We start from the raw sequence: 24,339 nt of genomic DNA on the forward strand, positions 1-24,339 counted from the left end.
TTGAATTTAGTCATTCAATTTCCTCTCCAACAGTGCAACAGCTTCTACATGGTTTGTATGTGGAAACATGTCCACGGGACGAATTTTTTTAACATAATAGGATTCATTCATCAATGCAATATCCCGTGCCTGGGTAGCGGGATTGCAACTTACATAAACAATTCTTTTCGGTGCAAATTTGAGAATAGATTGCACCACTTCAGGGTGTAGGCCGACTCGAGGTGGATCAACAACCAATACATCCGGGATACCATAATTTTGGATCATTTCTTCATTCAGCAATGCACGGGCATCTCCGGTGTGGAAGACAAGATTATCCTGATGATTGATTTGAGCGTTTTTTTGTGCATCTTCGATTGCTGCAGGAATTTCTTCAATGCCAATAACTTTCGAAGCATGTCTGGCAAGAAATATTCCTATGCTTCCAACACCACAGTAAACATCAAATACGATTTCACTTCCTGAAAGTTGAGCATATTCTTCAATCAACTTATACAGATTAACAGTTTGTCGAGTATTGGTCTGGAAAAAAGATTTTGGACCAATATTAAAATGTACGTGATCCAAAGTTTCCGGAAGGGATTCAAGACCAAAGATTTTTTTACATTCAAGATCAAACCAGGAATCGTTTTTTTTTATGTTTATGGCTAGATGTGCAGATATTATTTTTGGAAATTGGTTTTGGAGATGGTTAAAAAGGGGTAGAATTTTATCATGATCATATTCACTGGCAGATAAGACCATCATTACTTCACTCTTCATGTTTGTGCGGATGATCATATTTCTCAGCAAACCTGAATGAGTTCTGATGTCGTAAAAACTTAATCCATTTTGTAATGAATAAGAACGCACTTCGTTTCGGATTTGATTAGAAATCTCATCTTGAAGAAAGCATTGGTTTATGTCTACTACTTTATCAAAAGATTCAGGACGATGAAAACCAAGCGCATTTTTATTTAATTTGCTTTGATCATTGTCAATTTCTTCTCTGCTCAACCATCTATGGGTTGAAAAAGTAAATTCCAGTTTATTTCTGTAATACTTTTGATCAGGCGCTGCCAGTATAGGTTCGAATGAAGTTTGTTCGACTTTTGCAATTCGGATAAGAGCATCCCGGACCAGGATTTCTTTTTGTCGAAGTTGTTCTGAATAATCCAGACTCTGCCAACTGCAGCCGCCGCAGATACCAAAATGGCTACAAAATGCAGGGACTTGGTGTGCACTTTCCTCGAGAATTTCTTCTATACGGCCTTGCCAAACTCCCTTTCTTTTTTTACTAAGAGAGACCAATGCTTTTTGACCTGGAATTCCTCCCTTGACAAAGACCACCATGCCCTCTGGAGTTCTACCTATGGCCATTCCTTTATGACCAACTCCAGTGATATTTAGTTCAACTGTTTTTATTGATTTTCTCGCCATTATTCAGGAATGATCTTGATTTCTGTCCTTCGATTATTTTGTCTTCCTACCTCAGTATTATTGTCTGCAATAGGTTGACTTTCCCCTTTACCTTCTGAGACCAATCTTCTTGGATCGATTCCCTTTTCAATCAAAGCTTGAACTACTGCTTTGGCCCTGTTTTGAGAAAGCAATAAGTTGTCTTCTTTCTTTCCAACATTATCCGTGTGTCCTGAAATAAGCACCTTAGTGATGTTTTTGTTTTTTAACAACTCAAATATTTGGTTGAGTTCAAAGTCAGATTCCGATTTCAATACCGCAGAACCCGATTCAAAAAATATGTTCTTTAAAACAATGGAGCCAATTGCATCTTTAATTTTATCCAAACTGATAGTCAGTCTCAAAGGCCGGTAGGCTGTTCTGGTCTCTATACAATTGTATTGTTCCGAATGAATCATATATTCAGGATGGTACAAATCGATGGCGTATATTTCATTTGAAGGTAAAGAGATCAGACTTTTACCCTCCTGATTTGTTTTTCCAGTATAGAATTTTTCATTTTGTCCCAGTTTGAATACTTTTAATTGTGCCTGAACAGGCGCATTTGTTTTACGGTCAACTACGGTAATGTAGAGGTATGAAGAAGGATTTGGTCTAAGAGCTTCTGGCATTACAAACTCAAACAAGTCAAGGTTTTTCTGAATATTTTTGTTTTTTTGGTCCATTACATTGAACTCTTTATCACTTGCAATGTAACCAGTGTCTCCCCTGTAATTAAGAATAAATGAAGATTCATCACCTTTTGAATTCAAGGGATAACCCAGATTTACGGCTGTCGACCATTTGTTGGCTCCTGTTTTTTCAGAATAGAAAACATCTTTGGCACCCAAACCCGGGTGTCCGTCTGAACTAAAAAAAAGGGTTAATCCATTTGGATGAAGGAAAGGACATTCCTCATTTTCAATGGTGTTGACATTAGATCCAAGATTAAGTGGTTTTGCCCAACTTCGGTCTTCCAACCGATAACTGAACCAAATGTCCTTTCCACCAATTGAACCGGTGCGATTACTGCAAAAGAAGATCAGATTGCCATTATCTCCAAAGCAAGGTTGTGACTCGTAAGCGGGGGTGTTAATTTTGTCACCAAGGTTTACAGCGGGTCCCCATTTCCCATTTTCTTTTTTGGAAATAAATAAATCACAACCGCCAAAACTTTCTTTTCTGTCACAAGAAGTAAAAACCAGTGTATTGCCGTCAGGGGAAATGGCCGGGGCACCCTCATTGAAGACTGTGTTGATCTCGTCAAGTGATTCAGGTGAAGACCATCCGCTTCCTTCAACTCTGGTTGAAATAAATAAATCTTCATTTTCCCGATATATTTTTCTGGTGAACACCATAGTATTGCCATCAGCTGTCAGACTAGGTAAGTATTCAGAAAAATCGGAGTTCATTATCCTGAAATTCTGAGGCTGGTATTTAAGTGGATGAGCCACGGCAGAATCAGTAAATCTGAAGGTTGTATATCGTCGTTTTGCTTTAGCGATCAGTTCTTGATTTTGTGTTTCCTTGTCAAGAAATTTTCCCATATTATTTTTTGCATCCGCATAATGTTCCAGTTCGTAATTACACAAAGCCAACGTGTAAAATACTTTTACCTGGTAAGTAGGGTCTATGTTGATTGCTTCATTAAAAGATTTTTCTGCGGAGGAAAATTCTTTTTTATCGTAGTAAACAGAACCTAAAATTATATGAGCGTCAATAAATTTGGGTTCAGTTTTAATAATTTTATTTAATAGCTTAATGGCATCATCAAACTTATTCGATCGGTAGGCAACCATGGCCTTCTTGTAGGATTTTAATTGCTTTTCAGAAGCTGATTTAAGGGAGATGTAATCTTGGGCATACGTCCACGAGCAAATTAAGATGATAAATAGAGTAAGAGGAATTTTCATTTCCCGTTATAACGAATGATATCAGATAAATTATTACCTAAGATAGGTGCATTTCTGTTAAAAGTTTCGTTGCTGGTTCGTGCCCCAACTCGGAAGCCTTTCTAAGGTCAAGAATAAAATCTGATTTTCCTGCAGCTTTTCGTGCCAGTCCTCTGTGCATAAGCATCTCGCCTTTAAATAATTTGTTGTCAGATCCTTCCAGGCTGACACTTTTATCGAATGCTTCCAGAGCCAGATCTATCTGACCTAATGCAAAATAGGCTTTACCAAAGTTAAACCAAGCCATAGCCAAATGTTTAAAATTAGTGTCTTCCTTTGAAAATTGTCTGGAGGTGAAAAGTTTATACTCAAAAATGGCTTTTTCAAACTCTTTTAGTTCAAGATGAGCCAATGCTTTGACTCTTCTTGCAGCCCAATAAATGGGTTGAAGTGCGATGGATTGCTTAGTAGTCTCCTCAAGAGCTTCAATAGCCGCTTTAAAATTGCTTTTGATCATGTGGCAACGGCCTAAGCCATACCAGGAAGAAGAATTCATTGGATCAAAGCTTATACTTTTTTTAAAATCATAAAGGGCATCATCATAATTTTTCAGGACAAAATTTACATACCCTCTTTTTTCATAAGCTTGGGAATGTTTCTCAAATTTTTCTATAGTTTCGGTGAGGACTTTAATTGCTTCTTGCTCTGATCCGGACTCTTCAGATTTTCTTTTGCCTTCCTGATAAAGCATGACTGAAGATTTCTCACCGAGAGGTTCAATGTGAAAATGATGCATAATTTTTCCACTGTCTGTCATCCATGCATTGATACTTCCGGAGAAAGAGAATTGGGCGCAATACTCCAGAAGGCTGATCGTGTTTTTCCATACTTTTTCAGAGATATTACCTATATAGCGGTTAAGCACCATAGTCTTTTCATCATCAAAAAAGATGAGTTCAGGTTGTTTAAATACAATTTCTTTTTTGTAAAGAACTTCTGCTCTTTGGGCGTACAATTGCAGAACTTTCTGATATGACCGGTCATTGCCAAAATCAAGTTTCCCCTGAATAATAACTTTGTATAGATTCTGCGTCGACATGATTTGTTTGAATTAGTAGCCTGTAGTAAATCACACTTGTACCGTCAATCAGTCACAAACAACACAGCCGAAAATGAAATTTTCAGTAATGATGAAAGTTAAAACTGAGATTTGAACACACGTATGGTGTGACAAATTTCGTAAAAAAAATGACAGTTTAATAACATTAAGTGCTGAAAATCAATAAATTATTAAATCTTAATGCATAGTGTGCTAAAAATCACAGCTTTAGATATTAATAAATTATTAATTCAATCTAATATCTTGATGGCTAACCAATTCGATATAGAGATTTTCCCTAGAATCTATTTATTAAAAGTCAAAATTGGGCAATTGGGGTATTTTGTACACATTTATTTGCCCTTATTAATTTCCATGCATTTATCATATTCTTCTATGATGTTGGTCCAGATATTTATTTTTTTATCAGCAGATCCGGTAAAGAAGGAATAATAGAATCCGTCTTCCTTGTTTTTAATTTTTTTTGTGAGTTTGGGACATTCATCAAAGAACTTACTTACCTTTCTTTCCATATCAGGGACTATATCTTCACCATTGATGTTGAAACATTCATATCTGTTGTGAAAGGGAAGTGAAACATAATATTTAAAATTATCTTCATTATAGCTTCCTGATCTGGGTCCGAAACCTGAATTAACTGTACTTTGAGTATGGTATTCGAACAATTGAATTTTGGAGTCAGACTTGGTGATACGCTTTAAAAATCTGATTATTTCTCCACCAAAAATTCCGGTATCAATGATTTTAGGTTGGTAATAATTATTCCTCACATAGACTTCATTGATATCTTCCACCATGACTTTGGTAATTTTTTTACGACCTTTTTCTAAAATTTCTACATAAGACTTGTTCCCCCAGGAGCCATCCAGTCCTATGGTGACATTGCCTTCAAGAATGGTATCATTCAACAGGTAAATCTTTCCGTTAATGTTCCGCATATTGTTGACAGTAGTAAAATGGGTAGTATTACAAGAGCTTAAAAAAACTAACCCAATTATTAATGACAAAATATAATCCCAAAGCGATCCTGATATCAAAACAGATTTTTTCATTGTATTTATAATAAAATTAAAGTTATCAAATTTAAGGCATCCAAATGCTTATTAAATAGTTAAAATTGTATAAATGAAATATTATGAATCATAACTGGAATAACATAAATTCCAAAAGATTTTTACCATGAAGAAGGGCACGATTTGAAACGAATGGCTAAAAGTTATATCGAGTACTAAAGGGGATATACTAAATGAGTTGTTCGGAAATCATTCCAAAACGTCTTTCCCTGGATTGATAATCCAAAATGGCTTTGTACAGTTCTTTTTTTCTAAAATCAGGCCATAGCACTTCTGTAAAATATAGTTCAGTATAAGCTAATTGCCACAATAAGAAATTTGAAATTCTTTGTTCGCCACTTGTGCGAATCAATAGATCAGGATCAGGAATATTACGGGTAGTGAGTAAATTAGAAAAATAATCTTCATTTAATTCATGGTCCAGTAGACCTGACCTGGCATCAGAAGCAATTTTTTGAGCTGCTTGCAATATTTCCCACCTTGAACTGTAATTAAGAGCAAGGTTTAGTTGCATTCGTTTGTTAGAGGAGGTTTCCTGAATCCCAGATAGTAAGGCATTCCTTGTTTTCTCAGGCATCCCGTTGAGATCCCCGATGGCGTTTAACCTGATGTCATTTTTGAGTAAAGTTCGGAGTTCAAGTTTGACTGTTTCAACCAATAAATTCATCAACCCTGAAACTTCAAGAATTGGCCTGTTCCAGTTTTCAGTTGAAAAGGCATACAATGTCAGATGTTTAACTCCGAGTTCGGCGCAGGCTTCAGTTATTTCTTTAACTGAAGTTACACCAGCCTTATGCCCATACAATCGAGGCTGGCCATTTTTTTTAGCCCATCTTCCATTGCCATCCATAATGATGGCAATGTGTTGAGGTATCTTTTGAAGGTCAAGATGTGATATTATGTCCGGCATACGTACAGACAAAACTACAAATTAATCAGGCTTTATGGAAATACAGCTTTTTAATTACTGTTTTCTTCCTTTTTTTCTTCCTCTACTGGCTTTTCATCGGATACGTGCTGACCCGAAAATGGGATAGGCTCAGAGAGTTTATCTTTATGATAAGGGCTTGGACCAATAAGTCTTTCAACATCAGATTTGAGCAAGACTTCTTTTTTAAGCAATTCAGAAGCCAAGGTCTCCAACTCGTGTCGTTTTTCGCCTAATAATGTTTGGGCACGCTCGTACTGACCATTGATCAGGTTGCGTACTTCTTCATCCATTAGTTTGGCTGTTTCTTCACTGTAAGGTCGCTGGAAAGATTCGTTAGACATGCCATAGAAGGAAACGTTTCCGACCTTTTCATTCATTCCAAATACAGAAATCATGCTGTAACTCATCTTTGTTACCTGATCAAGATCAGACTGTGCTCCGGTCGAAATTTTATTGAAAGTGATTTTTTCGGCTGCCCTTCCTCCCATGGTCATGCAGATACGATCAAGCATGGCTTCAGTCCGGGTTATGTATTCTTCTTTTGGAAGGTACTGAGCGTAACCTAATGTTCCTATACCTCTTGGTACTATGGTAACTTTAACCAAAGGAGAAGCAAAAGGGAGATACCATCCGCAGATCGCATGACCGGCCTCATGATAGGCTATGACTTCTTTCTCTTCAGGAGAAATTAATTTATTCTTTTTTTCCAATCCCCCGATCACTCTGTCTAATGCGTAGTTGAAGTCATCAAGTTCAATTTCTTTTTTATTCCTACGTGCAGCTACCAAAGCAGCCTCATTGCAAATATTAGCAATATCAGCACCTGCAAATCCAGGTGTCATTTCAGAAAGTATCTCCGGAGTAACTTTGTCCGACAGTTTGAGTTTCTTGAGATGGACTTTAAAAATTTGAGCTCTTCCTTTAAGATCCGGTGGATCTATAGAGATCTGACGGTCAAAGCGACCCGGTCTTAACAATGCTGTATCCAGAATATCTGGTCTGTTGGTGGCTGCCATGAGGATTACGCCTTTGTCAGTACTGAACCCATCCATTTCAACCAATAACTGATTCAAGGTATTTTCCCGCTCATCATTTCCTCCCTGAAACTGGGTTTTACCTCTTGCACGACCCACTGCATCAATTTCATCAATAAAGACTATGCAGGGAGCTTTTTCTCTTGCCTGACGAAATAAGTCTCTAACTCTTGAAGCACCTACCCCTACAAACATTTCCACAAAATCAGAACCGGATATGGTAAAAAATGGAACGCCAGCTTCTCCCGCCACGGCTTTTGCCAATAAGGTTTTTCCAGTACCCGGAGGACCTACCAGGAGAACTCCCTTAGGAATCTTCCCACCGAGCGCCGTATATTTTTTTGGGTTTTTAAGAAAGTCGACCACCTCCATTACTTCTTCCTTAGCTTCTTCAAGGCCTGCCACATCTTCAAAAGTGATATTGGTATTGCTGTTTTTTTCAAAAAGCATGGCCTTGGACTTTCCAATGTTGAAGATTTGACCACCAGGACCACCGGATCCACCGCCCATTCTTCTCATGAACAGCATCCAAATGCCGAGTATAATCAGAAATGGCAAAACAAATGAAAGTATAGGGCCCAGCCAATTTTGTTTTTCAACATAGTTTATATCCACCTTGGCTGGCAACCTTTCATTTAGCTTATCCATTTTGGTAGCAAAATTTTCTGCCGGTCCAATGTTGAAATAATAATGAGGTTTTGAGCCTAAAGTGGTTTTGGCCGCATCTTTATATTCTTCTTTTACCAATGATTCCTCTTTGAGATATACAAAGGCATTTTTATTGTTGGTAACTTCTACCTTGGATATGTCACCCTTAACGGCCATATCTTCAAACCTGGTAAAAGTAATTGGATCTTTGCTTGGGTTTGCAATGTAAAACAGGTTTATACCAATGATTGCCAAAAACAAAATACCATATATCCAATAGGAGTTAAAACCACCTCCTGATGGGGCTGGTTTTTTATCTTGATTGTTTTCTTGAGATTCCATAATTTTTGAAATTGATTTTAGGTGAACTTACAGTTCTAATAACGCTAAATCCTTTGTATTGTTAAATATTCTGAAATTCTTTAAACTTTCCATCACTCCAAAGATCTTCAAGGTCATAATAATCTCTGGTGGCTTTGTCAAAAACATGCAGGACCACATCAAAGAAGTCCACCAACACCCATTTTGCCCCATTTTGCCCTTCCACATGGCTGGCTCTGTTGTTGGTTTCTTCCTTCACCCGTCTGGCAACATTGTTTGCAATTGCTTTAATTTGAGTGGAACTTTCCCCTTCACAAATGACAAAAAATTTAGTCGGAGCATCCTGAAGATGTCTTAAATCAATCTGAACGATATTTTTACCTTTGATGTCCTGGATTGCGTCGATGATGAGGTCCAGAAACTCTTCTTCCTCTTCTTTGAGGAGATCTTTGGACCTGGCTTTAGATTGTATCAGAATATTAAATTTTTAGAGTAAACAATAAGGAATAACGCAAAAATAAACCACAAATTGATTCCGGAATCCCTGAATTTCAAACATATTCATCTTTTAACAGTAGATTCAACCAATAGGTTTGCTTTGGATCTTATATCAAAAACCAATCCAACCGATGGATTTTGTATATTTTCTGACGTTCAGACAGAAGGGAGAGGACAATATGGCAGAGAATGGCTTAGTGAATCTGGTAGGAACCTCTTGACCAGTTTTATTTTTCGGACACAATTCATTCCATTGGAGGATATATTTATTTTGCATCAATTGGCTGGTTTATCAGTCTTAGCAGCACTGAATTCATTTGGTTTGACCGAGGCAGAGATAAAATGGCCAAATGATGTTATCATTCATGACAAAAAGATTGCGGGCATCCTCATACAGAATACCCTTCGCGCACATCATCTTCAATATTCAATATTGGGTATTGGACTAAACGTAAATCAAGTTGATTTTAAAGAACTTCACACTGCTTGCTCGATGAGGACTGAGGCACATCAGGAATTCGATTTAAAGGAAATTCTTTCAGTTCTTCATCAAGAGCTTATGGGCAGATTTGAAGACCTTAAACAAGGCAGGTTCAATCATTGGCTGGCTGCCTACAATGAGAGATTGTACCGTTATGGACAATTATGCTCATTTCAAAGGCCGGATGGGGAAGTTTTCCAAGCTCAGATTGTTGCTGTCAATAAAAAGGGAGAACTAATCCTGGAAAAAGAAAACACACGATTGCATTATGATTTTGGTTCGATAAAAATGGTTTGGCCCTTGAAACAACCTTAACTAAACAATTAGACTTAATGCTGAAACAGAAACAAAAATTCAGGGATGCAGAAGAGATAGTTGAGTTTCTTCCCCCAGAGGAAAGAGATATTTTTGTCTGCCTCAGGGAACTCATTTTCAAATGTATTCCGGAGATCAGAGAGAAGATTAGTTACAATGTTCCGTTCTACTTTATGAAGAAAAGAATTTTGTTTATTTGGCCTTCGAGTATTCCTTGGAGTGGGGTAAAAAAGGGTGTGACCATTGGCTTCTGCTATGGCAATCTGCTGGTGGATGAAGACAATTATCTTGAAAAGAAGGATCGCAAACAAGTATACATGAAGACTTTTCAGAAGAAATCTGAAATAAACATACCGGTTTTAAAAAAATTGATCTTTGAGGCGGTGGTGGTTGATGGAGACGGAATCTAAAATTGAAACTCATCCTAGAAGTGGCCGTAATTTCCTGATTGTTTAAACAACCTTTTCACTGGAATATCTTCTGAAGCTTAAATCACTAAATAATTTATAAATTCTAAAAAAAGCTTTCCAATAAATTCTTTTCCAGGTTATTTGCCTAATGTCAATTTATAAACTTTTTTTATATATGTCTTTTTAATTTTATTCATAAAAGGCGTCATTAATATCTTGAACCGGTTTGTTATCCTCATGGACCAAAGGAAATAGCTATGACATGAATTATCTATGGAAGCTTTTTAAAATCCTTAAAGTAAAAGTTTCTCCATATGTGAAATAATTGTGCTCTGAGTTGCAGTTCGCTTATTTTTGCAGCGCAAAAAAGACAAATATGTACAGATCGCATCATTGTGGAGAATTGAGAATGGCTCATGTAGGGCAGGAAGTGATACTTGCCGGATGGGTTCAAATAGCCAGAAATCTTGGCGGGTTGACATTCATTGATCTTAGAGATCGATATGGTATAACGCAGTTAGCGTTTAATATGGAAACTGATGCAGATTTATGCACCCTGGCCCGTAAATCAGGCAGGGAATTTGTTTTGCAAGCAAAGGGTGTTGTCCGTGAACGGAGCAGTAAAAATCCTAATCGACCTACAGGAGAGGTAGAATTGGAAGTCAGGGAATTAAAGATTCTGAATACCTCATTAGTTCCACCATTCACCATTGAAGATGAAAGCGATGGAGGTGAGGAGCTGAGATTGAAATATCGTTATCTCGACATTCGAAGAAATCCCGTAAAGGAAAAATTAATTTTTAGACATAAGATCGCATTGGAGACCAGGAAGTACCTCAGCGAACTTGGATTCCTTGAAATTGAAACTCCCTATCTCATCAAGTCAACACCTGAGGGGGCCCGGGATTTTATAGTGCCGAGTCGTATGAATCCAGGACAATGGTATGCTTTACCTCAGTCTCCGCAAACCTTTAAGCAAATTCTCATGGTGGCCGGTATGGATAAATACTTTCAGATTGTCCGGTGTTTTAGAGATGAAGACCTAAGGGCCGATCGTCAACCCGAATTTACCCAGATTGATTGTGAAATGGCCTTTGTGGAACAAGAAGATATCCTGCAAACTTTTGAAGGATTGATGCGGTCGTTGTTCAAATCTGTTTTGGATTTGGAACTTCCGGTATTCCCAAGAATTAGTTATCAAGAGGCCATGGAATCATATGGCTCGGACAAACCGGATCTTAGATTTGACCTTAAATTTGTAAGTTTGGAATTACTGCGAGGAGCAGGTTTTCAGGTTATAGATGGTGCTCCATTCATCAAGGGGTTTATAGTAAAAGGACTGGAAAGCAAATTCACCAATAAAGAAATAAATGATCTCACCGAATGGGTGAAGCGACCACAAATAGGTGCAAAGGGACTCATGTATGTGAAGTACTCCCCTGAAGGGACTAAATCTTCAATCAGTAAATTTTATACGGAAGAACAATTGCAAAAATTGGCTGCTGAGATAGGCGCTGAAACCCATGATGCAGTTTTTATCCTCACCGGTGAAAAAGATAAAGTGTTAAAACAGCTTGGAGACCTGAGACTTGAAATCGCCAGGAGGATGGAATTAATTCAGCCTGGAGTATTCAGACCTTTGTGGGTATTGGATTTTCCATTGCTGGAATGGGATGATGAAGCGCAAAGATTTTTTGCCATGCACCACCCGTTTACCAGTCCCTTACCGGAGGATATGGAGCTGATGCATTCAACCAACAAAGAAGATTTAAAACGAGTTCGCGCCGCAGCATATGACATGGTTATCAATGGTGCAGAATTAGGGGGGGGGTCCATCAGAATTCACAACCGGGAATTGCAGGCCCGTAATTTTGAAATCCTTGGATTCAGCAAGGAAGAAGCAGAACATCAGTTTGGTTTCTTGATGGGCGCATTTGAGCATGGGGCACCACCTCATGGAGGAATTGCATTTGGATTGGACAGGGTCTGTACTATTATGCAAGGCAGTACCTCCATCAGAGATTACATAGCATTTCCAAAAAATAATCAAGGTCGGGACATGATGATCGATGCACCTTCAACGATTGATCCAAAACAGTTGAAGGAATTGTCATTTTAGTATCCAACATGTTATCCTAAATCTATAGTTTTGTAAATTCTTTACAAATCAAGTAGATTAGGTTATGGATATAAAGGTTTGGGATCATGCAGTACATATTGCTTTTACTACTTATCCACCTAGAATTGATCCAAATGATTATATAACTAATATTTCTAAACTGTACTCAGAACAGAAAGATCAATTTAAAGAATTAACTGGAATTGAATATGATGAAAAGTATTTATATAAGCCATTGGCATATCATCTATTTGGTGCCTTCGATGTTGCTTTGATTTCTCTTATAGATACCTATAAATTTGCTCAAAAAGTTTTTGAGCCACCTTATAAAGATAACACAATTACAAATGAACCAATAAATTATCAAATTCAAGTTGGTACTGCCAATGAGAAATTCAATAGTGAATCATTAATTACCAAGTTCACAAACTTACTTAAAGATAATAGATTAGAGGTAATGAAATATCCATATATTATGATTTCGAATTTGAAATTGAACAATGGATTGTTGATTGGAAATGGGGCTGATTTTATAGAAGTTATTCAAGAAAGGTTGCAAAAATTGGTAAATGGTAAGAAATATATAATTTTAAACACATACAATTGGTGTGAAATTACACTCATTGTCTTTTCCGATCAGTTTAATATACTTGGAGAAATAATTCAAGATGTTCGAGAATATACATTGAATGATTGTGAAAATAAAGATGAATTAGCAGAAAAATCACTTTATAATAAAGTTGGAATTGAAAAGGAAAAAATTTTAAATTCACATTGTTTTGTAGATACGCATTCCCATTTTGGAGTATTTAAAGAATTCTTTGATGAAAATAATAAATTTGAAACTGAATTATACACAGATATTGAATGGCATATTAAACCAGGTCATTATAAAAATTTTATTGAATACATAAAGAAAATTGATAATTTCAATACCCCCTATTTTTTCAAATCAGGTAAAATTGATTATGTTACAATTGAAAAAGAACCTAAAAGTCTTAATTCAAATCATAAAATTTATACTTTATTAAGAGATAATTATTCTGAAATATTTGATCATGTTAGGAAACTTAAAACAACAGTAAAATTTGAAGCTAAACAAAACGGTGATCTAAGTACTTCCAATGGGGTAAATAATTTTTCTAATTATTTGAAAAAATATCTAATTAAAAACATCGATGAAATTGATTCAAACATTAAATCACTAGGGTTATCAAGACAGATTAGAATGAAATTGATTAAAGTATTTCATAATTATAATACTAATATTCTTGATCCAATTATGTATTCATATATTATTGATTTCAAAGCATTCCTTGAAGAATTGAGAACTCAAATTGATTTGGATGCTGATAATTTGAAATCCTTTATAAAATCTGAAGACTGTGAACTAATTCCAGTCGCTGAAATTGAGAAAAAATATATTTATTTTATTGAAGCATTTGAGGATGCTTTTATTGATAGAGTGTTGAATAATTACAATTTTGAGAATTTGCATGATTTCAATGTTGATTTTAATGCTTCATCAACTCAAGTAATTAGCATTTATGATACATTAATAAAAATGTTAGGACGAGGATTGCCGCATAATTTAAAAAAGGGTTATCTATTAACAAGAATAAATGAAGTTAATACTGAATCAAACAGAATTTCTGTGAATTATAATATTCATCACTTAATAGATCCATCATTAATGATGGCTACTATTTATAAAGAAATTATAAATAAAGTTTATTTTTACACTGTGGAGGAAAAATTATTTTTAAATGGTTCATATGAAAATCAATTTGATTTAATTCAATTTTGGAACTCAAAGTCTTCCTCTTGGGGATCAAAATATAAATTTTTATTTTTAGAGAATTTTGACCCGCATTATTTTTTTGCTGATGCGTATGTATATTTAGTCAATTTTAATGGGGATACATCATTATTTTGGTATTGGCATTGGGTTTATCATTTGCAGAATTCTACTCAATACAATACTTTAGGAAATTTTAATAAACACAAATTTTCCGAATGTTTGATTAGGGGTTTAGTAATAATACATTTGTTTGATAAAGAGTATTTAGAGAAATTGTCATGCCCAGTACCAGAACTGATTAATGAGTGGGATTATTTTTTTATACGCATAAGTAGGTATGCTGGTGAGGTGGTATCTGATGGTAATTTTAATATTAGTGTACAAGATTTCTTGGATAGAGTGACATCGGAGTATAATGTATTAAAATGTTTTGAAAGTGAGGTACAAAATATTTTGTTAAGCCCTTCTGATAAATTTCGATTTATTAAAAAAATTGCTTTTCAAAATAGATTATTATTAAGAAACTTTGAGATGGAAGAACTTGTAAGAAATTGGAATATTTATGAAAGTCAGATACCTTTGGATTCGGAAATGAATTTGAATAAAATATTTGATGTAGTTATGCTTGATTGTCTTTATTATTTTCGGAAATTTAACAGTGGATGCAGCTCCGATCCATATAAAATCCATTTATTGAGGAGACATTATGAGAAAGGCAATCCAATTCCAGAATTTATACAGGTTCAAGCAAGTATGATTGGAAATGGAATTAAAGGTTACAAGAATACATTTATAGATCCTAATGGAGATTTTTTTGTGCCTGATAAAGACCTGTTCAAGGAGAAAATGAAAAAAAATCAGGTAATGTTTTATAAATTATGGGATATTGCTCTTAAATACAAAATTTACTTATTTGATTAAAATATAGTTTATGCAACTTAAGAAAGATGTATATATTTTGTTTCTATCTGATATTCATTTTCGTGTTGAGTATAGTCAGAGTTTTCCCTTCGTAGAAGATAGAGATAATAAAAAATCTGGATTTGACTATTTATGGGATAATTTTATTTTTGAAATTGAAAGTAAGTGGAAAGATAGGATAACGCATGTATTAATTAATGGAGATTTAGTTTTTAACGCTAAAAATTTCGATTTTAATGAAATTTCTAAGAAGTTTAAAATGCTATTCAGTAAGTTAAAAAATGTACCAATTATTTTCACCCCAGGCAATCATGATGTTGAATGGGAGAGGTTATTGAGTACTTTTATTAATAATACTGAAGGATTAATAATAGATAAGGAACAAATACTTATAGCAATTAAGAAATATTTGGAATTCGATTACAAAGATAAAAGTAGACTTAATGTGGTTTCTAACTATAAGGCTTTTCTAAATCTTTTTAGTGAATTTAATGTTGTTGGAATAGATAAATCTGGGTTAGATAGTTGGAATTGTGCAACTTACTTTTTTGATTCAAACTTTAATGTATGTTTTAATATCCTTAATAGTTCACTTAATAGTCATGGGGATGGAATTAAAGATATCTTGCGTTACCTTAAGAGAATATATGGATCTCGTTTAGGTGAGCCTGGACTCTCGGAATTGTTGATAGATTTGGTAACCATATTTAAGGAGCAAGGCAATCAAGTTTACACTCAAGATGTGAATTACATTGATCAAATTCATCGCATTAAAGAGGAAAGACCGCTTGTTATTTCATGCGCTCATCATCCAATTGAGTGGTTACAATATGATCAAATTTATGAAAGTAATGAGGATTTTCCCTTGAAACAGATTAAAAATTATTCGCATGTTCATTTTACATCGCATGAGCATATTGATCCTAGTGATTATTTTAACTATTCTAAGGAAGGTGTTTTATTTTTAAAATCAGGAAAATTTTCAGATTCCGAACTAACTTGTAATGGATCACAAAATGTTGCTGATCTGAATTCTAAAATTTTTAATTCAAACTGGTTTTCAATTATCAAAATAGTAGCCACATCGGGTTCAAATCATTTGTCACATATGAATTTTAAATTTAAATTTAATTCTTTCAATAATTCTTCATGGGAGCCAATTAACGAAACAAAACAGCATGTCTTATATGAAAGGGGTACTAACTTTATAGATTTGTTAAACAATGTTATCCAGACAACTAATCAAAAAGATCTATTAGAATGTTTGAAAAAAGTTGAGAGCGATTACCTCAATATCAAGAGAGATCTATTGAATCAAATTGATTCCACCCTATTGATGGATTAATTGAATATGAAAGTTGAATTATTACCATTCGATCAATTATCCAGTAGCTCGATTGAAAAGCTAGGACAAATTTTAAAGTTTGACAGTTCTTATTTGCCTAAATATGTTAAATCTCGACTCAGTCTAGATGGGAGTTCATTATTCATATTTGATGGAAATGATTCTTTATCTAGGTATAAGTTATTGGTTAGGTCTATAATTAAGTCTTCAGATTGTAGTAAACTTGAATTGGTTACTATTTTTAAAGTAAATGTGGACAATGATGTATATGAGTTATTTTTAACTTCCCCGGCTTATGAACTGATTTTTAATGAATTGTTAATGAGAATATCTATTAATGAAAAATTATTTCTAAAGTTCAAAATGAACTTTTTTGATTCTTTATGGCAATTAAAGGAGCCGTATTTGTCTAAAATTTTACCCCTATTACGCCTCAATTGTATTCCCGCTTTACCTAGAAATTTTGATAATTTTCAAAGTAGATTGGCAGATATAGGTATTATAAATAAAATTATTTTGAAATTCAGAAATGATGAATATATGCTTATAAATAATTGATAATCAATAGATAATAAGGAGAAATACTATATTTTTTATTTATCAGATTAAATAATGTTATAATATTTATTACTTAATATTATAATAATTGTATTAAAATTACGTACTTCACAATATAATATGGTTGGGAAAACATGTTATAATTCATTAATTATCTGTACCTTTGCGGTCCGGAAATTTTAAGCTTATGAATGGTTTTGTTTATTTAAATCGACAAGAGCAGTCCTCATTGATAATGGACTATGCCGAGGTGTTGGCAGATGGTGACACAACAGACGATTTATTCAGTACATCTGATAAGCAGTCAACATTGAAAAGGGTTTTGCTTCAGTTAGCAAAAAAGCGTGAGGATCCTGAGATACTTTATAAGTCCTTAGCTTTTGATAATAATCAATTTGTTAAAGAGGATTTGAGAGTTAAATTTGATGATGTGTTGAAGAAACGAATAGGCGGAAGCATAGTCGACAATCAAAAATATTCTGAAGCTTTTGAAATGATTATGAATTATCTATCTGAAAATTCAAACATAGCTAAAAAATTAACTGAATTTAAGAGTAAGAGTACTCCACTCGAATATTTTAGGTATGAAGGTTATTGTAATAACAATCCTCCTAAAAGGTAGTTTTAGATTGTTGATCGTTTAATCATTATTGGTTTAATACGTTTTCTTAATTAACCCTTTGAAGCTAGAATTTTGTAATTCTAATCAAGACAAGTTTACAAAGTTTGTATCAGCATAGCTCTCAATGACTTTCATGAGTAATTAAACCTTTGTGGGTATTGGATTTTCCGTTGTTGGAGTGGGACGATGACGCTCAAAGATTTTTTGCCATGCACCACCCCTTTACCAGTCCCTTACCGGAGGATATGGAGTTGATGCATTCAACCAATCAAGAAGATTTAAAAGGAGTTCGTGCCGCAGCATATGACATGGTTATCAATGGAGCAGAACTGGGGGGAGGATCCATCAGAATTCACAACCTTGAATTGCAGGCACGTAATTTTGAAATCCTTGGATTCAGCAAGGAAGAAGCAGAACATCAGTTTGGTTTCCTCATGGGTGCATTTGAACATGGGGCACCACCCCATGGAGGAATTGCATTTGGATTGGACAGGGTCTGTACTATTATGCAGGGCAGTACCTCCATTAGAGATTACATAGCATTTCCAAAAAATAATCAAGGTCGGGACATGATGATCGATGCACCTTCAACGATTGATCCAAAACAGTTGAAGGAGTTGGGTATATAGTTTTGCTAAGTAGCAAACTAAACAGAACTTATCATTTCACAGGTTTTATCGAAATCAATTCTTTCAAAGAATTGACGAACAAATTGGGGATGCTGTTCAAAATACGATAGGAAGTTATCTAAGATGCATCAAGAATCCATAACTTACCAACGTTAATGTAGACTCATAATAAAGAGTTGAAAAATACGGAGGTGTATAATTTAAAATTATTAGCATCAATAATTTGTCTCTTGACGATTATCGGAGGGAGTTATGTGCAAGGGCAGGGCACCTGTTGTTGTGGTAACCCAAAGTTGATAGACTTCCAGGGATTGGATTTTGAATTTGATCCTTACCCTGCTCCCGCAGGTTATATTCCCTACACTGCAGGAAGTTCATTTGGCCCATGGATTGTTACGCAGGGTGCTGTGGATCATGGAGATAAGGATTATTGTGGCATTTTGGCTGCTGGAAATCCCAACGGAGCTTCTGCCTTTGTGGATTTGTTTGGTTCACCTTTTACAGGAAGTATAGCTGGAACCATGCTTTATCCACTCACAGGGTTAACACCCGGATATATCTACACCATTGAATTCTGGTATGCCACCTTTACAGCCAACGGGAGCTTTTCCGCAAATTTAAAGATTGCCAATGGTGCATGGCTGGATGTCAGCTGGAATGCAAACAATCCCGGTAGTGCAGTGTGGTTGAAGAAATCCTATAGCTTTACGGCCAATGCAACCAGTGCGACACTTACATTAAAGGACACAGGCCCAAGTTCTCCCACTTATCAGATCGGAATGTTGATGGATGATATTAAAATTTATGAATGTGCAGTTGATCTGGAAAAACCCATAGTTGAAAATCCACAGGATGATCTTGAGGTAGCATGTGAAAAGGATGTCCCCAAGGCAGCCACTTTAATAATTACAGATAACTGTGATGCCAATCCACAAGTAACTCTTAAGGAGACCAAAGAAAATCATGGTCCATGTAATAAAAAATTAATTCGAGATTGGACTGTTAAAGATGCTTGCGGAAATCTAACAGAGGAAACTCAGGTCATTGACATTGTAGATAAGAGTCCTCCACAGTTCACAAACCTCCCCCTTAATAAAACCGTTTATTGTACAGAAGATGTACTTAAAGAATTTAATGACTGGGTCAGTAAAAAAGGACAATCAACTGCTGCAGATGATTGTGGTAATGTAAGTTGGAAAACTTCTTTTGAACGAACACCACATAATTTTTGTGACAGTGTAAAAGTTGAATTTACAGCGTTAGATGATTGTGGACTGGAAAATTCAGAAACTGCCTATTTTATTGTCCTGGATACTGTGAGTCCAAGATTTACAATTAAACCGCAGAATAAAAATCTAATATGCGTATCTGCTATTAGAGATTCTCTATATTTATGGTTAAGCAACTATGGTTATTCCAATACATTTTCAGGTTGTGATACAGGAAGGTTGAGTCATAATTTCGATGGAGACTCAACAAAGAATCCGATGTTGGTTACTTTTTATGTAAGGGATCCTTGTGGTCATGTAGATAGTAGTACGGCAACGTTTAGCTATAGAAATGCAAGTGACACCATGCGTATTAAAAGTTATTCCTGTGCCTATCCAGCCAATACTTTAGACACCATCAAATATACTGTTCAGGCGTGTGACAGTGTGGTAATTTTAGAAAAGATAAAACTTGATTCTGATTCTACATTTATTAAACAGTACACATGCGACCCAAAACAAAAATTAAGCGACACCCTTCGACTTGTCAACATGAATGGATGTGATTCTTTGATCTATTATCAGTATGTTCTGCAACCAACACCTCATACGGTCATCAAAGATTTTGATTGTGCACTGCTGAAATATTCATCAGATACATTGATTTGGGCAGGACAATATTGCGATTCCGTGGTGATTATTGAACATATCCCTTTACAAAAAGACAGTACATTCATACAGGCTGTGAGTTGTGATTCTTTAAAAGTAGGACTTACAATAGACCATTTCTTAAACAGATTTGGTTGTGACAGTTTTGTTATTCAAAATACCTTTTTTGTTCCGCAACAAACTACCCGAATTACGGTAAGGGAATGTGGACTTTTGAATGAATATGTAGATACACTAAAATTTACCACGGCACTTTGTGACAGTTTTGTAATCGTCTATCATCTCGCAATTCCAAAGGATAGTATAGTTGTCAATAGCAGCACTTGTGATCCTTTAATAGCAGGTCAATACAGTCATCGATTTACCAATCAATACGGTTGTGACAGTTTGGTGATTGAATTGATATCTCTCAAACCCTCCGATTCAGTTTTTCTTGAGGAGAAAACCTGTGTCTTTTCCTCCGCAGGAAAGCGGGTGTTAAAATTTTCCAATCAATTTGGTTGTGATAGCTTAGTACAAATTGATATTAAATTTATTCCATCAGATACTCTTTGGTCCATACAGTACACCTGTGACTTAAGGGAAGTGGGAATTGATACAGTTGTGTATACTACTAATACTTGTGACAGTATTTTATTTTTGGAAAAGAAATATAAATCGGCTGACACTTCATTCACCAGTCTATTCACATGTAATTTTCTCGACAGCGGTATGGATACCCTTTTACATCAAAATCAATTCGGCTGTGACAGTCTGGTTTTTGTTCACACTATATTCAAGCCATTACAGCTTAATTACAAGTTGGATTCAATACAATGTTTTGATCAAAATAATGGTAAAATATTTATCATCAATGATTCTATTTTTACAATTCCTTATGAGTTTTACCTAAACCAAAAAATATTTACAAACATAAATAGGTTGGAAAATCTTGCGCCCGGGAATTATGAAGTTTATGTGAAGGATGGAGATGGATGCATTACTGATTCAGTAAGATTTACTTTATTAAATCCATCCGAATTCATTACTGAGTTGGGTCCTGATAAAGATGTTGAACGTGGGACAAGAGTAGAAATCAAACTTCAGTCTAATAAGAGGCTTGTAAGTATTTACTGGAAGCCTGACAAATACAGCAATTGTACAACTTGCGATCAGTTAAATTTTATCGCAGATCAGGATGGGTGGATTTACAGTCTCAGTTTAGATGAACAAAATTGCAGCAGTTTTGATTCAGTTTACATCCGGGTTAAAGAATCAGAAAATTTTTATGTACCCAATCTAATCTCACCAAATGGAGATAATATCAACGATTATTTTTTTATCCAGGGCCCTGAAAATGGATCGGTCGAGAATTTGGTAATTTACGATCGATGGGGAGCCAAAGTATTTGGATGTAATGGTGTTCCGGTCAATCAACCAAATGTGGGATGGGATGGAACTTATCATTCCCAGCCTTTAAATCCCGGTGTATTTGTTTTTTATGCAAGGTTAAGAACTGACAAAGGGATCGTAGAGATGAGTGGTGATTTTACATTGGTGAGGTAATCGGAAAGGGATTTGTTCTTATTCAATGGATCGTTTAGATTTTGCGTATTGACAACTGCACTTTTATTTAATTACCATTGAGCAAACTCCATAATGAAGTATTGTGCATTTTGATTTTTCAAAAATTATTGATTTCTAACATCGATGGTTTTTAGACAAGGCCTTAATTGGAATTATTGGATAACATGATGGAATAGGAATTTATAAAGTGTAGCTATTTTTGTCTACCAGATTTTCACTCTTAAGCTATCCGGACGCCACATTTTCATGCCTTCTTTTATTCCGAAGGCATCATAGAATTCAGGCAGGTTCGTGAAAGGACCGATTACACGCAAGTGCGCAGGTGAATGTACATCAGTAAGTACACGGGAGGCCATTTCTTCCGGTCTTGTGTGACCCAACCAGCCAAGCGCATAACCCATGAAAAATCTTTGGACAGGTTTAAGGCCGTTTACAGATTGGTGAGCATGAAATTGAGGTGTTTTTTTAAACGCATCCAACGCAAGAACTATCCCGCCAAGATCTGCAATGTTTTCACCCAGAGTGGCTTTACCATTGATGTGGAGACTGTCCAGAACTGTATATTCGTTAAATTGATGAACCATTTTTTGTGCATGGGCATTAAACTGATCCTCATCTTCTTTTGTCCACCAGTTTTTAAGATTTCCATGTTCGTCAAATTGACGTCCCTCGTCATCAAAACCATGAGTGATCTCATGTCCGATGGTTGAAGCTCCTGCATAACCGTATACCAAAGCATCATCTAATTCTTCATCCTTGAAACCAGGTACAGTAAAAATAGCTGCTGGCAGTACGATTTCATTGTTTGAAGGATTGTAATAGGCATTGTATGTCTGTGGAGTCATGTCCCATTCCGTCCGGTCAACCGGTTTGTAGAGTTTGTCGATTTGTTCTGCATACCACCATTTTCTTGCGTTCATGACATTTTCACAATATGAATTTTTTGCAATCTCCATACTGCTAAAGTCTTTCCACTGATTAGGATAGCCCACTTTTTTATTCATGGTCTGTAGTTTAGTCAAAGCTTTGACCTTTGTTTCAGGGCTCATCCATTCTAAATTCCGGATGTGGTCAGCAAAAGAGGATTTTACGGCCTCTACCATGTCTTCATATCTTTTCTTGGCCTGAGGACTGAAGTACTCTTTAACAAATTCCCTACCCAACAATTCACCCATTGAATTTTCCACTTCATTCAGCGCCCTTTTCCATCGAGGTTTCTGCACCTGGGCACCACTCAATAGTTTTCCATAAAATGAAAAATTCTGATCGTTTATTTCTTTGGACAATGTGTGGGCAAAAGAGTTAACCAGATTCCATCGAAGGTATGCTTTCCAATGATCAATTGGCAAAGTCGTCAACAATCCGTTCAACGTTTTGAAAAATTCGGGTTGGCCTACAATGCAGGAATCAACTTTTATTTCTGCAGCTTGCAGCCATTCTGTCCAATTGATGGCCGGAGTCAACATTTTAAATTTTGCAATGGTGTAGGGATTGTAGTTGGCATTTGGATCTCTCAGATCTTCCAATTTTCTGGAGGATTTGGCCAGTGCCGTTTCAAGTGAAAGAATTTGTTGTGCGTCACGAGAAGATTGCTCCTGAGTTCTACCGAGAAATTGGAGCATAACAGCAATATGATGAGGATATTCATTTCTGATGTTGGAGGTTCGAGGATCTGTATTGAAATAATAATCCCTATTCGGAAGACCAAGTCCACCCTGATTTAAGTAAAGTGCCATTTGATCACTTTTTTTAAGATCCTGAGTGGCATACAGGCTGAAAGCAGTATTTGAACCTAGTTTATTCAGTTCAGCCACCATATGTAATAATTGAGGAATGGATTGTATGGAATCGATCTGGTCCAAAAGAGGTTTAAGTGGTGAAATGCCCAGTTGGTCTGCATGTATGGAGTCCATTGCCATCGACCAAAAGTCACCTATTCTTCTTGAATTATGATCAGCATTTGGATTCTTGGCTGCAGCTTCACATATGTTTCGCAATTTGAGATAATTTTCATTTACAACCAGGTTGGCAATACCCCATCGGCTTTCCTCAGGAGGAATTGGATTACTTTTTATCCAGCTGCCATTGGCATATAAAAAAATGTCATCTCCCGGTAGCACCGTGGTATCCATGTTTTTCACCAGAATGTCCGGCTTTAGGGGAGTCTTTTCTGATGCTTGTTTACATCCGGTTTGGTTAATGAAAAAGATCAATAAAATGGTGATCGTTTTCGTCAGATATTTTTGATACAACATAAGGACAAAGATTATAGCTGCAAGATATGATTAGAAAGTAAGGAATACTAAAAGTAAACAATATCTGCCATTTTGGTTTGACTTGTATACATTTATGACCGAATATATTTTCACAATTGTTAGCATAATATTGCAATATGTGCATTTTAACTTTGCTGAAATAAGTTGAGTTCTTTGGAATACTCGTAGTCTTCAGACCAGACCCTTGAGAGAATGCATGTTGGCTCTAATTTTAAAAGCCAGAACTAAAAAACAGCTCTGTAGGTAATATAATATATTTTACTAATTACATTTTCTTCAAAGTATTCTTTAATTGTTATACTTTGGTACAAATGTTTATATAATCAAGTTTTTAATTTTCCAATTTATATCATGACCGTTTGTTTAGGCTGATATTCAACATATGGTGGTTAATGGACAAATTACGGGATGGAAAAGTCCTGAGTCTTTAATAGGTTTAGCTTTGAAGAAATCGAAAGGTTATGA

Annotated in this window: 17 protein-coding genes; 9 read left to right on the forward strand and 8 right to left on the reverse strand. The window is 35.5% G+C overall.

What is annotated here, in order from left to right; genetic code table 11:
* Positions 1 to 6: 6 nt before the first annotated feature.
* From rlmD to rsfS, 7 genes are all read right to left on the reverse strand, one after another.
* Entirely contained in the window at positions 7 to 1,419 is a 1,413-nt protein-coding gene (gene rlmD, locus IPJ53_02510) for a 23S rRNA (uracil(1939)-C(5))-methyltransferase RlmD (protein ID MBK7797960.1), read from the reverse strand.
* The gene (locus IPJ53_02515; GenBank protein MBK7797961.1) at positions 1,419 to 3,350 is read right to left on the reverse strand and encodes a PD40 domain-containing protein; all 1,932 of its coding nucleotides are present in this window, start codon (positions 3,348 to 3,350) and stop codon (positions 1,419 to 1,421) included. Before IPJ53_02515 ends, rlmD begins: the two co-directional genes overlap by 1 nt.
* Before the next feature lie 37 nt (positions 3,351 to 3,387).
* The gene (locus IPJ53_02520; protein MBK7797962.1) at positions 3,388 to 4,428 is read right to left on the reverse strand and encodes a tetratricopeptide repeat protein; all 1,041 of its coding nucleotides are present in this window, start codon (positions 4,426 to 4,428) and stop codon (positions 3,388 to 3,390) included.
* Positions 4,429 to 4,781: 353 nt separating this feature from the next.
* Entirely contained in the window at positions 4,782 to 5,501 is a 720-nt protein-coding gene (locus IPJ53_02525) for a hypothetical protein (GenBank protein MBK7797963.1), read from the reverse strand.
* 190 nt (positions 5,502 to 5,691) lie between these two features.
* Positions 5,692 to 6,432 (reverse strand): isoprenyl transferase, encoded by a 741-nt coding sequence (locus IPJ53_02530; GenBank protein MBK7797964.1) that lies wholly within the window; start codon positions 6,430 to 6,432, stop codon positions 5,692 to 5,694.
* 50 nt (positions 6,433 to 6,482) lie between these two features.
* The gene (ftsH, locus tag IPJ53_02535; protein MBK7797965.1) at positions 6,483 to 8,477 is read right to left on the reverse strand and encodes an ATP-dependent zinc metalloprotease FtsH; all 1,995 of its coding nucleotides are present in this window, start codon (positions 8,475 to 8,477) and stop codon (positions 6,483 to 6,485) included.
* Positions 8,478 to 8,538: 61 nt separating this feature from the next.
* Positions 8,539 to 8,928, reverse strand: coding sequence for a ribosome silencing factor (gene rsfS / locus IPJ53_02540; GenBank protein MBK7797966.1), 390 nt, complete (start codon positions 8,926 to 8,928; stop codon positions 8,539 to 8,541).
* Positions 8,929 to 8,985: 57 nt separating this feature from the next.
* Here rsfS and IPJ53_02545 point away from each other — a divergent pair, with 57 nt between their 5' ends.
* The 9 genes from IPJ53_02545 to IPJ53_02585 all read left to right on the forward strand — a co-directional run bounded on the left by IPJ53_02545 (position 8,986) and on the right by IPJ53_02585 (position 21,577).
* On the forward strand, positions 8,986 to 9,750 hold the full coding sequence (locus IPJ53_02545; protein ID MBK7797967.1) for a biotin--[acetyl-CoA-carboxylase] ligase: 765 nt from the start codon (positions 8,986 to 8,988) through the stop codon (positions 9,748 to 9,750).
* A gap of 17 nt (positions 9,751 to 9,767) precedes the next feature.
* A complete protein-coding gene (locus IPJ53_02550) occupies positions 9,768 to 10,160 on the forward strand; it encodes a DUF1801 domain-containing protein (protein MBK7797968.1) in 393 nt (130 codons plus the stop codon).
* 376 nt (positions 10,161 to 10,536) lie between these two features.
* Positions 10,537 to 12,279 carry an aspartate--tRNA ligase gene (gene aspS, locus IPJ53_02555; protein ID MBK7797969.1) on the forward strand — a complete coding sequence of 581 codons (1,743 nt, stop codon included), beginning with the start codon at positions 10,537 to 10,539 and terminating at the stop codon, positions 12,277 to 12,279.
* Between the two features lie 64 nt (positions 12,280 to 12,343).
* Complete coding sequence (locus tag IPJ53_02560) at positions 12,344 to 15,001, forward strand: hypothetical protein (protein ID MBK7797970.1); 2,658 nt, start codon at positions 12,344 to 12,346, stop codon at positions 14,999 to 15,001.
* A 10-nt stretch (positions 15,002 to 15,011) separates the two neighbouring features.
* A complete protein-coding gene (locus tag IPJ53_02565) occupies positions 15,012 to 16,346 on the forward strand; it encodes a metallophosphoesterase (protein ID MBK7797971.1) in 1,335 nt (444 codons plus the stop codon).
* A 6-nt stretch (positions 16,347 to 16,352) separates the two neighbouring features.
* Positions 16,353 to 16,904 carry a hypothetical protein gene (locus tag IPJ53_02570; protein ID MBK7797972.1) on the forward strand — a complete coding sequence of 184 codons (552 nt, stop codon included), beginning with the start codon at positions 16,353 to 16,355 and terminating at the stop codon, positions 16,902 to 16,904.
* Between the two features lie 187 nt (positions 16,905 to 17,091).
* Positions 17,092 to 17,526, forward strand: coding sequence for a hypothetical protein (locus IPJ53_02575; protein ID MBK7797973.1), 435 nt, complete (start codon positions 17,092 to 17,094; stop codon positions 17,524 to 17,526).
* A gap of 140 nt (positions 17,527 to 17,666) precedes the next feature.
* Positions 17,667 to 18,155 (forward strand): hypothetical protein, encoded by a 489-nt coding sequence (locus IPJ53_02580; GenBank protein MBK7797974.1) that lies wholly within the window; start codon positions 17,667 to 17,669, stop codon positions 18,153 to 18,155.
* 230 nt (positions 18,156 to 18,385) lie between these two features.
* Positions 18,386 to 21,577 carry a gliding motility-associated C-terminal domain-containing protein gene (locus IPJ53_02585; GenBank protein ID MBK7797975.1) on the forward strand — a complete coding sequence of 1,064 codons (3,192 nt, stop codon included), beginning with the start codon at positions 18,386 to 18,388 and terminating at the stop codon, positions 21,575 to 21,577.
* Between the two features lie 224 nt (positions 21,578 to 21,801).
* Here the strand turns inward: IPJ53_02585 and IPJ53_02590 are convergent, their stop codons facing one another.
* A complete protein-coding gene (locus IPJ53_02590) occupies positions 21,802 to 23,853 on the reverse strand; it encodes a M13 family metallopeptidase (GenBank protein MBK7797976.1) in 2,052 nt (683 codons plus the stop codon).
* Between the last annotated feature and the right edge of the window lie 486 nt (positions 23,854 to 24,339).

This window comes from Candidatus Vicinibacter affinis, assembly GCA_016714365.1.
GTDB classification, from domain to species: domain Bacteria; phylum Bacteroidota; class Bacteroidia; order Chitinophagales; family Saprospiraceae; genus Vicinibacter; species Vicinibacter affinis.